We start from the raw sequence: 12,258 nt of genomic DNA on the forward strand, positions 1-12,258 counted from the left end.
TAAACTTCGTAATGAATTACGTATGTTCACTCAGAGACTTGGTGTTCATTTTTCGTCCGAGGACGTTAAGAATCCATGTCACTTTGAGTGCCCACACAGATTGTCTGATAAATTGTTAAAGAGCAGTTGCGACGCGCTTTAGCGCTCTGTCGCGAGGTGGCGTATATTACGCTTTCCTCTTTCAGAGTCAACCCTGAATTTCAGGATTTTTCTCTTCAACCGAACTGGCTGTTTGTGTGAAGTGATTCACATCTGCCGTGTCAGTGGGAGCGCATTATAGGGAGTTCGCCGGAAGTAGCAAGCGTTAAAATAGAAAAATCTTATCGACCGCTCATTATTTGAACTTTTCGCTTATTCATCTTCTTACCATTCAAGGCGCCATCCCAGTGTTCATGCGGCCTGCAGCGCAGTTTACGCTAATATCGTTTTTTGGCAAAAATGTGATTTTTCTCTCTTACCCAACGCCATTATCACGCCGATGGTGAATTAAGCACCACTCTTGACCCACGACAAAGCGCCCACCTGGCCCCCGTTTCTATAATCAGGCCCGTTTCTTCTTACTGGTAATAATCGATGGCTTATCAACTCAACATTAACTGGCCCGAGTTTTTAGAGAAGTACTGGCAAAAACAGCCGGTGGTATTAAAAAACGCGTTTCCGGACTTCGTCGACCCGATTACCCCGGACGAGCTGGCCGGATTAGCCATGGAGCCGGAAGTCGACAGCCGGCTGGTCAGCCTGACCAACGGCAAATGGCAGGCCAGCAATGGACCTTTTGAACATTTCGACGGGCTGGGCGAAACCGGTTGGTCGCTGCTGGCCCAGGCGGTAAACCACTGGCATATGCCCGCCGCCGAGCTGGTGCGCCCGTTCCGCGTACTGCCGGACTGGCGCCTGGACGACCTGATGATCTCCTTCTCCGTCCCGGGTGGCGGCGTCGGCCCGCATATCGATCAGTATGACGTCTTTATTATTCAGGGCATGGGCAGCCGCCGTTGGCGCGTGGGCGATAAGCTGCCGATGCGTCAGTTCTGCCCGCATCCGGCACTGCTGCACGTCGATCCGTTCCCGCCGATCATTGATGAAGATCTGCAGCCGGGCGACATCCTCTATATTCCACCAGGATTCCCGCACGATGGCGTGACCCACGAAACCGCGCTGAACTACTCCGTCGGCTTCCGCGGGCCAAACGGTCGCGACCTGATCAGCAGCTTCGCCGACTATGTGCTGGAGAACGATCTTGGCGGCGAGCACTACAGCGATCCGGACCTCACCTGCCGCGAGCATCCGGGCCGGGTTGAAGAGTATGAACTCGAACGTCTGCGCACCATGATGATCGACATGATTCGCCAGCCGGAAGACTTTAAACAGTGGTTCGGCAGTTTCGTGACCACCCCGCGTCACGAGCTGGATATTGCGCCGGCGGAACCAGCGTATGAAGAAGAGGAAGTAGTCGATGCGCTGCTGGGTGGCGAAAAGCTTTCCCGCCTGAGCGGCCTGCGCGTTCTGCATATCGGCGACAGCTTCTTCGTGCATAGCGAACAGCTGGACACTACCGATGCCAAAGCGCTGGATGCGCTGTGCCGCTATACCTCATTAGGTCAGGAAGAGCTCGGCAGCGGCCTGCAGAATCCGGCGTTCGTGAGCGAACTGACGCGGCTGATTAATCAGGGCTACTGGTACTTCGAAGAGTAAGAGAGCGGCAATACTGCGGGCGGCCACCTGGCGCTGCCCGCTGGCTTTCAGCCGTTATTGCGCCTATTTCGGCAACACCACAATAAACCGCGTCGAACGCCGATCGGACTGCACCGCCACGCTGCCGTGATGGGCGCTGACAATCGATTTCACAATCGCCAGACCGATACCGCTACCCTCGCCTTTGCGCTGGCGCGAGGGGTCGACGCGATAGAAACGGTCAAACAGCCGCGGAAGATGCTCGGCGGCAATCGGCGTGCCTGGGTTCTCCACCACCAGGCGGATCGTCTCGGCGCTTTCGCTCAACTGGATGGTCACCGCCTGGCCGGCCGGCGTGTAGCGGATCGCGTTCGACAGCAGGTTGCTGATCGCTCGCCGCAGCATCAGCGGATCGCCCGTCACCCGGCAGTGGCTACCGACAAAGCGCAGCGCCACCGCTTTCTCTTCCGCCCACGCCTCGAAAAACTCAAACACCTTATGCACTTCCTCGGCCAGATCCAGCGCCCGTTGTTCGGGGATCAGTTGGTTATTATCCGCCTGGGCGAGAAACAGCATATCGCTGACCATCCGTGACATCCGCGAGAACTCTTCAAGATTGGAATAGAGCACCTCTTCCAGCTCCTGCTGGCTGCGGCTCTGGCTTAAAGCGATTTCGGTTTGCGTCACCAGGTTGGTAATCGGCGTGCGGATTTCATGGGCGATATCGGCGGAGAAGTTGGACTGGCGGGTAAAGACATCCTCTATGCGCTCCAGCATATGGTTAAACGACAGCGCCAGCCGCTCCAGCTCGATAGGCACGGCCTGCGGGTCGAGGCGCACGTCGAGATCCCGCGAGGTAATATTCTGGATCTGGCGGCTTATCTGGCGGATGGGCTTATGCCCCTGATAGACCACAAACAGCACGATGGCGATGATCAGCAAACTGATTATCGTCGCCGCGGAAATCAGCTTCGCTTTCAGCTCATTAATATAGTGCAGGTGAAAATCGATGGATAAGGCCATCAGCAGGTGGTACGCCGGTTTGCCGTCCGCCTGCTTGCCCAGCGGCAGCATGATCAGCCGCCAGGCGCGGGTCTCCATTTGATGATTATCATGAACCATCTTCCGCGGCTGCGGGTCAGTCCATGAAATCACATTCCCGTCGCGCAGCTGCATCGCCAGCCCCGGCGTACTCAGTATATGGCTGAGATCCGGCCCGTCGGGCGACTGAAACAGAATATTGCCCTGGCCGTCGTCCAGACAGATAAAGACGTTGGCGTAACCCGCAATGATATTCCTCACGATCTCCAGCCGCCGCGCCTGCGGGTAGTCGGCGTGGTTGAGCACCGTCTCCAGCGTGGTGCTGAGCTGCCTGAGATCGTGCACGTCGCGCTCTTCAAAGTGGGCCTTCACCGAATGGATCATGATCCAGGTGAAAGCAAAGAAGGCAATGATGGTGGCGAGGCTAATAAAGAAGGTCAGCCGGGTGGCCAGGGAAAAGGGGCGCTTAGCGGCCATCCGGCACCTCAAGCATATAGCCGACGCCGCGCACGGTCTGGATAAGCTTCGGCTCGAAGTCGTTATCAATTTTGGCGCGCAGCCGCTTCACCGCCACGTCAATGGCGTTAGTGTCGCTGTCGAAATTCATATCCCAGACCTGCGAGGCAATCAGCGAACGCGGCAGCACCTCGCCCTGATGGCGCAGGAAGAACTCCAGCAGGGTAAACTCTTTGCTGGTCAGGGTGATACGCGTCGCGCCGCGCGTCACCTTGCGGCTGACCAAATCAACGCTGAGATCCGCCGCCTGAAACTGGCTTTCGACGATGACCGCTGCTCCACGGCGCAGCAAGGTCCGCACTCGCGCCAGCAGCTCCGCAAAAGCAAATGGCTTCACCAGATAGTCGTCGGCGCCCAGCTCCAGGCCCTTCACCCGATGCTCAATAGTGCCGAGCGCGGTGAGCAGCAGGATCGGCATCCCTTTATTGGCGGCGCGCAGCATGCGGACGATATCCCAGCCGTTCACGTCCGGCAGCATGATATCGAGGATCAGCAGATCGTAGTCGCTGGTCATCGCCAGGTGATAGCCGTTGAGGCCGTTATCGGCCAGGTCGACGACGAAGCCGGCCTCGGTGAGCCCTTTGGTCAGGTACTCTCCGGTTTTCTTCTCATCTTCGACAATCAAAATCTTCACGGCAGGCTCCTTCACGCGCGTTCTGTGCGGGTATTCAATTTTAGAGGAGCGCCTCCGGATAGCAATGAAATATCAGGAAAATGACAGCTTTGTCATTTTCCTGTCACGCCCTGAACAGAGCCCGCTACGTAAAGTAGCTGCCATGGATAAATCGTCGAAACCGTCTGCCGCCATGCGCCCAATAAAGCTTCTTACTCTCAGCGTGATATTCGCCTTAACCGGCTGTCTGTCACTTGCTCCGGACTATCAGCGCCCCGCAGCGCCGGTGCCGCAGCAGTTCTCTCTCAGCCAGAACAAGCTGGTTACCGCGACGGCGGGTTACCAGGAGACCGGCTGGCGCACCTTTTTCGTCGACCCGCAGGTGAAAAGCCTGATCGGCACCGCGCTGATAAATAACCGCGATCTACGGATGGCGACGCTGAAAGTGCAGGAAGCCCGCGCCCAGTATCGGGTTACCGACGCCGACCGTTACCCGCAATTGAACGGTGACGGCAGTACCACCTATGGCGGCAAGCTTAAAGGCGACACCACCACCAGCAGCGATTATGCCGCCGGCCTGAATCTCAGCTACGACCTCGACTTCTTTGGCCGGTTGAAAAACCTCAGCGAGGCCGACCGGCAGAACTTCTTCGCCAGCGAAGAGGCGCGGCGTGCGGTGCATATCCTGTTGATTGCTAACGTTTCACAAAGCTACTTCAACCAGCGGCTGGCGGCAGCGCAGTTGCAGGTGGCCAACGACACCTTACAGAACTATCAGCAGTCTTACGCCTTCGTTGAAAAACAGCTGCTGACCGGGAGCACCACCGTGCTGGCGCTGGAGCAGGCGCGCGGGATGATCGAGAGCACCCGTGCCGATATCGCCAAACGTCAGGGCCAGCTGGCGCAGGCCAATAACGCCCTGCAGCTGCTGCTCGGCAGCTACCAGCATCTGCCGGACGATAACGCCAGCAGCGCCATCGATCTGCAAGGCGTCACTCTGCCGCCATCGCTCTCCTCAGCGATCCTGTTGCAGCGGCCGGATATTTTAGAGGCCGAACACAGCCTGTTGGCGGCCAACGCCAATATCGGCGCCGCGCGGGCGGCCTTCTTCCCGTCGATTACCCTGACCAGCTCGCTCTCCGGCAGCAGCAGCGAGCTCTCCAGCCTGTTTAACGCCGGCAGCGCGATGTGGAACTTCATCCCCAAAATTGAACTGCCGATTTTCAACGCCGGGCGTAATCAGGCCAACCTCGATCTGGCGGAGATCCGCCAGCAGCAGCAGGTAGTCAACTATGAACAAAAAATTCAGTCCGCCTTTAAAGAGGTGGCCGACGCGCTGGCTCTGCGCCAGAGCCTGGCCGATCAGATTGCCGCGCAGGAGCGCTATCTCGCCTCGCTGAATATCACCCTGCAGCGCGCCACCGCGCTCTATCGCAACGGTGCGGTCAGCTATATCGAAGTCCTGAGCGCCCAGCGCGACATTTTTACCACCCGACAAACCCTGCTGGAACTCAACTATTCCCGTCAGGCGAATGAAATCACCCTGTTCACCGCCCTCGGCGGCGGCTGGATGGAATAACCCAAGGAGTCCCGATCATGAATTCACTCTCTAAAGTCGCCCTGTTCACTCTGATTTCTGGCGCGGTGTTCGCCGTCCAGGCCGCCGACCCGCACGCCGGCATGGCGATGCATGAACAGCCCGCCGCCGCGCAGGCGCAAAGCATCAGCGGAAAAGGCGTCATTAAAGCTATTGATATGGATAGCAAAAAAATCACCATCGCCCACGAGGCCATCCCGGCGGTGAACTGGCCGCCGATGACCATGCGCTTCACCATCACCCCGCAGACGCAGCTCAACAATGTGAAGAATGGCGACAGCGTGGACTTCACCTTCGTTCAGCAGGGCAACCTGTCGCTGCTGCAGGATATTCGCGCCAACTAATGGCCCGGCGACGGTAAGCCCCTCAACGACTAAATGGACGACACATGGCATCCCTGACACTGAAAAATACGGCGCTGATCCTCGGCAGCATGGTGATTGGCGGCGCGCTTACCGCGGCGCTGTACGCCCGATGGGCACCGACCCACGCTGCCGCTCCGGCGGCTGAGCAGCAGCGTAAAGTGCTGTTCTGGTACGACCCGATGTACCCGAACACCCGCTTCGATAAACCGGGTAAATCGCCGTTTATGGATATGGATCTGGTGCCGAAATACGCCGATGAGGAGAGTACCGCCGCCGGTGCGCCGGGGGTGCGTATCGACCCGACGCAGACCCAGAATCTCGGCGTAAAAACCGCCGCGGTCACCCGCGGGCCGCTGCGCTACGCTCAGACCTTCCCGGCCAACATCAGCTATAACGAGTACCAGTATGTGATTATGCAGGCGCGGGCGGCGGGCTTTATCAATAAAGTCTATCCGCTGACCGTCGGCGACAAAGTGAAGCAAGGCACGCCGTTACTCGAGCTGACCATCCCGGACTGGGTGGAAGCGCAGAGCGAATATCTGTTGTTGCAGGAAACCGGCGGCACCGCCACCCAGGTCGAGGGGATCCTCGAGCGTCTACGCCTTGCCGGAATGCCGGATGACGATATCCGCCGCCTGAAAGCCACGCGTAAAATCCAGACCCGCTTTACCCTCAAAGCACCGATCGATGGCGTTATTACCGCCTTCGATCTGCGTGCCGGAATGAACATCGCCAAAGATAATGTGGTGGCGAAAATTCAGGGCATGGATCCGGTGTGGGTCAGCGTGGCGATACCGGAATCCATCGCCTGGCTGATTAAAGACGCCTCGCAGTTCGCCATTCAGGTTCCCGCCTGGCCGGGCAAAACTTTCAGCATCAGCAAATGGACCCTTCTCCCCAGCGTCGATAGCGCCACCCGCACCCTGCAGCTGCGCCTGCAGGTCAACAACCCGGATGAAGCGCTGAAGCCGGGGATGAATGCCTATCTGCAACTGACCAGTGAAAGCGAACCGATGCTGCTGATCCCGTCAAAAGCGCTGATCGACAGCGGCAGCGAGCAGCGAGTGATTACCGTAGATAATGAGGGCCGCTTCGTGCCGAAAATCGTGCAGGTATTCCATGAATCCGCTGGCGTCACGGCCATTCGCAGCGGGCTGCAGGAGGGTGAGAAAGTCGTCGCCAGCGGCCTGTTCCTGATCGACTCGGAAGCCAATATCGCCGGTGCGCTGGAGCGCATGCGCGCGCAGGCTCCCGATGTCGCGGCCCCTGCCGCCCACGCGCACTGAGGAACGGAACCATGATTGAATGGATTATCCGCCGCTCGGTGGCCAACCGCTTCCTGGTGATGATGGCGGCACTGTTTCTCAGCATCTGGGGCACCTGGACCATCATCCACACCCCGGTAGACGCCCTGCCGGACCTCTCCGACGTGCAGGTGATCGTCAAAACCAGCTATCCGGGGCAGGCGCCGCAGATCGTCGAAAATCAGGTCACCTGGCCGCTGACCACTACCATGCTGTCGGTACCCGGCGCCAAAACGGTTCGCGGCTTCTCGCAGTTCGGCGATTCCTACGTATATGTGATATTTGAAGACGGCACCGATCCTTACTGGGCGCGCTCGCGGGTGCTGGAGTATCTCAACCAGGTACAGGGCAAACTGCCCGCCGGGGTGAGCGCCGAAATGGGCCCGGACGCCACCGGCGTCGGCTGGGTCTTCGAGTACGCGCTGGTCGACCGCAGCGGCAAACACGACCTCGCCGAACTGCGCTCGCTGCAGGACTGGTTCTTAAAATATGAGCTGAAGACCATCCCTAACGTCTCGGAAGTGGCGTCGGTGGGCGGCGTGGTCAAGGAGTACCAGATTGTCGTCGACCCGATGAAGCTGACCCAGTACAGCATCAGCCTCGGCGAAGTGAAATCGGCCCTGGATGCCTCTAACCAGGAGGCGGGCGGCTCTTCCGTCGAACTGGCGGAAGCCGAATATATGGTGCGCGCCAGCGGTTATCTTCAGACCCTCGACGACTTCAAAAATATCGTGCTGAAAACCGGTGACAACGGTGTACCGGTCTATCTCGGCGACGTCGCGCGGGTGCAAATCGGCCCGGAGATGCGCCGCGGTATCGCCGAGCTTAACGGCGAAGGCGAAGTGGCCGGCGGCGTGGTGATCCTGCGCTCCGGCAAGAACGCCCGCGAAGTGATCTCCGCGGTCAAAGCGAAGCTGGCGTCGCTGCAAAGCAGCCTGCCGGAAGGGGTTGAAGTAGTCACCACCTACGACCGCAGCCAGCTTATCGACCGCGCCATCGACAACCTCAGCCACAAGCTGCTGGAAGAGTTTATCGTCGTCGCGCTGGTCTGCGCCCTGTTCCTGTGGCACGTGCGCTCGGCGCTGGTGGCGATTATCTCGCTGCCGCTCGGCCTGTGCTTCGCCTTTATCATGATGCATTTCCAGGGGCTCAACGCCAACATCATGTCGCTGGGCGGGATCGCGATTGCGGTGGGGGCGATGGTCGATGCCGCCATCGTGATGATTGAGAACGCCCACAAGCGGCTGGAGGAGTGGGAACATCAGCACCCGGGAGAGAAGCTCAGCAACGACACACGCTGGAAAATCATTACCGATGCCTCGGTGGAGGTCGGCCCGGCGCTGTTTATCAGCCTGCTGATCATCACCCTCTCGTTTATCCCGATTTTCACCCTCGAAGGCCAGGAGGGCAAACTGTTCGGTCCGCTGGCCTTCACCAAAACCTGGTCGATGGCCGGGGCAGCGCTGCTGGCGATCGTGGTGATCCCGATCCTGATGGGCTTCTGGATCCGCGGCAGGATCCCGGCGGAGAGCAGCAACCCGCTGAACCGCTTTTTGATCCGCATTTATCACCCGCTGCTGCTGAAGGTGCTGCACTGGCCGAAGACCACCCTGCTGATCGCGCTCCTGTCGATCCTGACGGTGATTTGGCCGCTTAACCGGGTCGGCGGCGAGTTTCTGCCGCAGATCAACGAGGGCGATCTGCTGTATATGCCGTCAACGCTGCCGGGGATCTCAGCTGCGCAGGCGGCGGATATGCTGCAGAAAACCGATAAGCTGATCATGACGGTGCCGGAAGTGGCCCGGGTGTTCGGCAAAACCGGCAAGGCCGAAACCGCTACCGACTCGGCGCCGCTGGAGATGGTAGAGACCACGATTCAGCTTAAGCCCCAGGATCAGTGGCGACCGGGGATGACCATGGAGAAGATCGTCGAGGAGCTGGATAAAACCGTGCGCCTGCCGGGGCTGGCGAACCTGTGGGTGCCGCCGATCCGCAACCGCATCGACATGCTCTCCACCGGCATCAAGAGCCCGATTGGCATTAAAGTTTCCGGCACTAACCTGGCCGATATCGACGCCATCGCCGAGCAAATTGAAGGGGTGGCGCGCACCGTGCCGGGAGTCACTTCGGCGTTAGCCGAGCGGCTGGTCGGTGGGCGCTACCTCAACATTGATATTCACCGCGAGAAGGCGGCCCGCTACGGGATGACCGTCGGCGACGTGCAGCTGTTCGTCTCGTCCGCCATCGGCGGGGCGATGGTTGGCGAGACCGTGGAAGGCGTCGAGCGCTACCCGATCAACATCCGCTACCCGCAGAGCTATCGCGACAGCCCGCAGACCCTGCGCCAGCTGCCGATCCTCACCCCGCTGAAGCAACAGATCGTTCTCGGCGACGTGGCTGAGGTGAAAGTGGTCACCGGACCATCGATGCTGAAAACCGAGAACGCCCGCCCGACCAGTTGGATCTACATCGACGCCCGCGACCGCGACATGGTGTCGGTAGTACACGATCTGCAGCAGGCCATCGGCAAGGAGGTGAAGCTGAAGCCGGGCATCAGTGTCTCCTACTCCGGGCAGTTTGAGCTGCTGGAGCGCGCCAATCAGAAGCTGAAGCTGATGGTGCCGATGACGCTGATGATTATCTTCGTGCTGCTATACCTGGCGTTCCGCCGCGTCGGCGAGGCGTTGCTGATCATCACCAGCGTGCCGTTCGCCCTTGTGGGCGGGATCTGGTTTCTCTACTGGATGGGGTTCCATCTGTCGGTAGCCACCGGGACCGGCTTTATCGCCCTCGCCGGGGTGGCGGCGGAGTTTGGCGTGGTGATGCTGATGTACCTGCGCCACGCCATTGAGGCGGAGCCATCGCTGGAGAATCCGCAGACTTTCAGCGTCGATAAGCTCGACGAGGCGCTGTACCAGGGGGCGGTGCTGCGCGTGCGGCCGAAGGCGATGACCGTGGCGGTGATTATCGCCGGCCTGCTGCCGATTTTATGGGGCACCGGCGCCGGGTCGGAAGTGATGAGTCGCATCGCCGCGCCGATGATTGGCGGGATGATCACCGCCCCGCTGCTGTCGCTGTTTATCATTCCGGCAGCGTATAAACTGATGTGGCTGTACCGGCATCGGAACAAACGTAGCGAATAGCCCGCCGCGTTTACGCCGGTCCGGGAAATTGGCTATAGTGGCGCCATTCTTCTGGCCGGCGTGAACGTCCCTATGAATCTGAACCTGGTATGTTATTCCCTGCTGCTGCTCACCGCCGTGGGCAGCGCCCTGCTGCCCTACCCGCTGGCGATGTGGTTTTTACTGAGCAGCCTTCTGACATGGCTTATCTATGGCGCCGACAAGCTGGCGGCGCGCAAAGCCTGGCGACGGGTGCCGGAAACCACGCTGCTGGTACTGGGCCTGGCGGGAGGCTGGCCGGGGGCCATCCTCGGCCAGCAGTGCTTTCGTCATAAAACGCAAAAGCAGCCCTTCCGGCGGTGGTTTTTCGTCAGCGTGGCGCTGAACGTGGCGGCGCTGGCCGGGCTGTTCGTGGTTTATACCCACCTGCTCAGCCGCTAAGCGGCGAGGCTAGCGCGGCGTCTGGCGGATCCACACCAGGCGATCGACGTCAAAGCCCAGCTCGCGCGCGGTATTCAGGTAATCCTGCTTCACCGCCGCCGGAATGGTGGGGGTGCGCGACAGGATCCACAGATAGTCGCGGTTGGGGCCGCTGACCAGCGCGTACTGGTAGTCGTCGTCCAGGCGGATCACGTTATAGCCGCCGTAGAATGGCCCGAAGAACGACACCTTCAGCGCCGCGGTGGTGGGGGCGCCGGTGAAGTAGGCTTTTCCGTCGCTCTCATTCCAGCGTTTTTTGACCGGGTCATAACCGCGATTGACGACGCTGATCCCCCCATCGCTGCGGGTGCCGTAGGTGGCGGTCACCTGCTCCAGACCTCGCTCGAAGCGATTCTCCAGGCGGGCGACCTCATACCATTTTCCGAGGTAACGGCTGGCGTCAAACCCGCTAATCGGCTGAACGCCCTTCGGCGGTGTGGGCGATTTGCAGGCCACCAGGGTCAACGCGATAGCGACGCCAGTGACAACAGGCCATAGCTTCATGAGAACTCCTTTCATTTACGCGGTTGGGGGAAAGTGTAGTGCAAAGCCGCTACACTTCACGCCAGCCGACATGATTCGTAGTATATTGAGAATATTCTTTGTTAACAGGTGGCCTCCATGCCTTACTCCATCGGCGAATTTGCCCGACTTTGCGGGATAAATGCGACCACGCTTCGCGCCTGGCAGCGCCGCTATGGCCTGCTCAAGCCGCTGCGCACCGATGGTGGTCACCGTCAGTACAGCGATGATGACGTCCAGCAGGCGCTGAAGATCCTCGACTGGGTGAAAAAAGGGGTACCGGTCAGCCAGGTGAAGCCCCTGCTGTCGCGCCCCGGCGCACGGCGCACCAACAACTGGCTGACGCTGCAGGAGACCATGCTGCAGCGGCTGAAAGAGGGAAAAATCGAGTCCCTGCGCCAGCTGATCTACGACGCCGGGCGCGAATATCCGCGCCAGGAGCTGGTCACCGAAGTGCTGCGTCCGCTGCGCAGCCAGGTCTCCGCCAACGTGCCGGCCATCATGACGCTACGCGAAATCCTCGACGGCATCATCATCGCCTATACCTCGTTTTGCCTTGAAGGCGACAAGAAGGCGCCCGGGGATAACTTTCTGATCACCGGCTGGCACCTGACCGACGCCTGCGAAATCTGGCTTGAGGCGCTCAAACGTACCGGCCAGGGTCATCGCATCGACGTCCTGCCGGTGCCTCCCGCCGCCCTGGCGCCGGAGATTTTCCCGGAGCGCAACTGGCTGCTGGTCACCAGCGGTAAACTCTCCGCCGCCCGTCAGAGGCAGGTCGAACTCTGGCAGCAGCAGGTCGTCTCCCTCGAGGTGATTCCGCTCTAACCCCCTGTTTTAACTTACCCCCACTCTCTGTTCCGCCAGCGCCCGGTGGCGCGGCGGGCTCACGCTTGCCCTTCGCACCACCCGCGATTTACCCCCTCTTAAAACACCAATCATAACAACATGATTTTTAACACAAATAAAATATATTTTTCCACAAACTTGGACAAATAATTTTATTTGTGTAAGTTTTAAGTAT

The 12,258-nt window shown here is 59.5% G+C and carries 10 protein-coding genes; 7 read left to right on the forward strand and 3 right to left on the reverse strand.

Annotated elements, in window-relative coordinates; genetic code table 11:
• Nucleotides 1-573: 573 nt before the first annotated feature.
• Nucleotides 574-1,695 carry a cupin domain-containing protein gene (locus tag CWM58_RS20460; RefSeq protein WP_061155914.1) on the forward strand — a complete coding sequence of 374 codons (1,122 nt, stop codon included), beginning with the start codon at nucleotides 574-576 and terminating at the stop codon, nucleotides 1,693-1,695.
• Nucleotides 1,696-1,758: 63 nt separating this feature from the next.
• Here CWM58_RS20460 and CWM58_RS20465 read toward each other — a convergent pair whose 3' ends face one another.
• Nucleotides 1,759-3,192: a Cu(+)/Ag(+) sensor histidine kinase gene (locus tag CWM58_RS20465; protein WP_100681647.1), complete on the reverse strand. Its 1,434-nt coding sequence runs from the start codon at nucleotides 3,190-3,192 to the stop codon at nucleotides 1,759-1,761.
• The gene (gene cusR / locus CWM58_RS20470) at nucleotides 3,182-3,865 is read right to left on the reverse strand and encodes a copper response regulator transcription factor CusR (RefSeq protein WP_008807068.1); all 684 of its coding nucleotides are present in this window, start codon (nucleotides 3,863-3,865) and stop codon (nucleotides 3,182-3,184) included. Before cusR ends, CWM58_RS20465 begins: the two co-directional genes overlap by 11 nt.
• 172 nt (nucleotides 3,866-4,037) lie before the next feature.
• Between cusR and CWM58_RS20475 the strand changes: the two genes are divergently transcribed.
• From CWM58_RS20475 to CWM58_RS20495, 5 genes are all read left to right on the forward strand, one after another.
• A complete protein-coding gene (locus CWM58_RS20475) occupies nucleotides 4,038-5,423 on the forward strand; it encodes an efflux transporter outer membrane subunit (protein ID WP_061156424.1) in 1,386 nt (461 codons plus the stop codon).
• A gap of 17 nt (nucleotides 5,424-5,440) precedes the next feature.
• Nucleotides 5,441-5,785, forward strand: coding sequence for a cation efflux system protein CusF (gene cusF, locus CWM58_RS20480; RefSeq protein WP_049025893.1), 345 nt, complete (start codon nucleotides 5,441-5,443; stop codon nucleotides 5,783-5,785).
• A 44-nt stretch (nucleotides 5,786-5,829) separates the two neighbouring features.
• Nucleotides 5,830-7,092, forward strand: a complete 1,263-nt coding sequence (locus CWM58_RS20485; RefSeq protein WP_100681648.1) for an efflux RND transporter periplasmic adaptor subunit — start codon at nucleotides 5,830-5,832, stop codon at nucleotides 7,090-7,092.
• Between the two features lie 11 nt (nucleotides 7,093-7,103).
• On the forward strand, nucleotides 7,104-10,253 hold the full coding sequence (locus tag CWM58_RS20490) for a CusA/CzcA family heavy metal efflux RND transporter (RefSeq protein ID WP_100681649.1): 3,150 nt from the start codon (nucleotides 7,104-7,106) through the stop codon (nucleotides 10,251-10,253).
• Nucleotides 10,254-10,325: 72 nt separating this feature from the next.
• Complete coding sequence (locus tag CWM58_RS20495; protein WP_074387200.1) at nucleotides 10,326-10,673, forward strand: DUF1294 domain-containing protein; 348 nt, start codon at nucleotides 10,326-10,328, stop codon at nucleotides 10,671-10,673.
• Nucleotides 10,674-10,682: 9 nt separating this feature from the next.
• Here CWM58_RS20495 and CWM58_RS20500 read toward each other — a convergent pair whose 3' ends face one another.
• Nucleotides 10,683-11,216 carry a lipocalin family protein gene (locus tag CWM58_RS20500; protein WP_009309842.1) on the reverse strand — a complete coding sequence of 178 codons (534 nt, stop codon included), beginning with the start codon at nucleotides 11,214-11,216 and terminating at the stop codon, nucleotides 10,683-10,685.
• A 117-nt stretch (nucleotides 11,217-11,333) separates the two neighbouring features.
• On the opposite strand from CWM58_RS20500, the gene CWM58_RS20505 reads away from it, so the two are divergent.
• Complete coding sequence (locus tag CWM58_RS20505) at nucleotides 11,334-12,062, forward strand: MerR family transcriptional regulator (RefSeq protein ID WP_061155921.1); 729 nt, start codon at nucleotides 11,334-11,336, stop codon at nucleotides 12,060-12,062.
• Nucleotides 12,063-12,258 lie beyond the last annotated feature (196 nt).

The sequence above is a fragment of the Klebsiella sp. H-Nf2 genome (genome assembly GCF_002806645.1).
Taxonomy (GTDB): Bacteria; Pseudomonadota; Gammaproteobacteria; order Enterobacterales; family Enterobacteriaceae; genus Klebsiella; species Klebsiella variicola.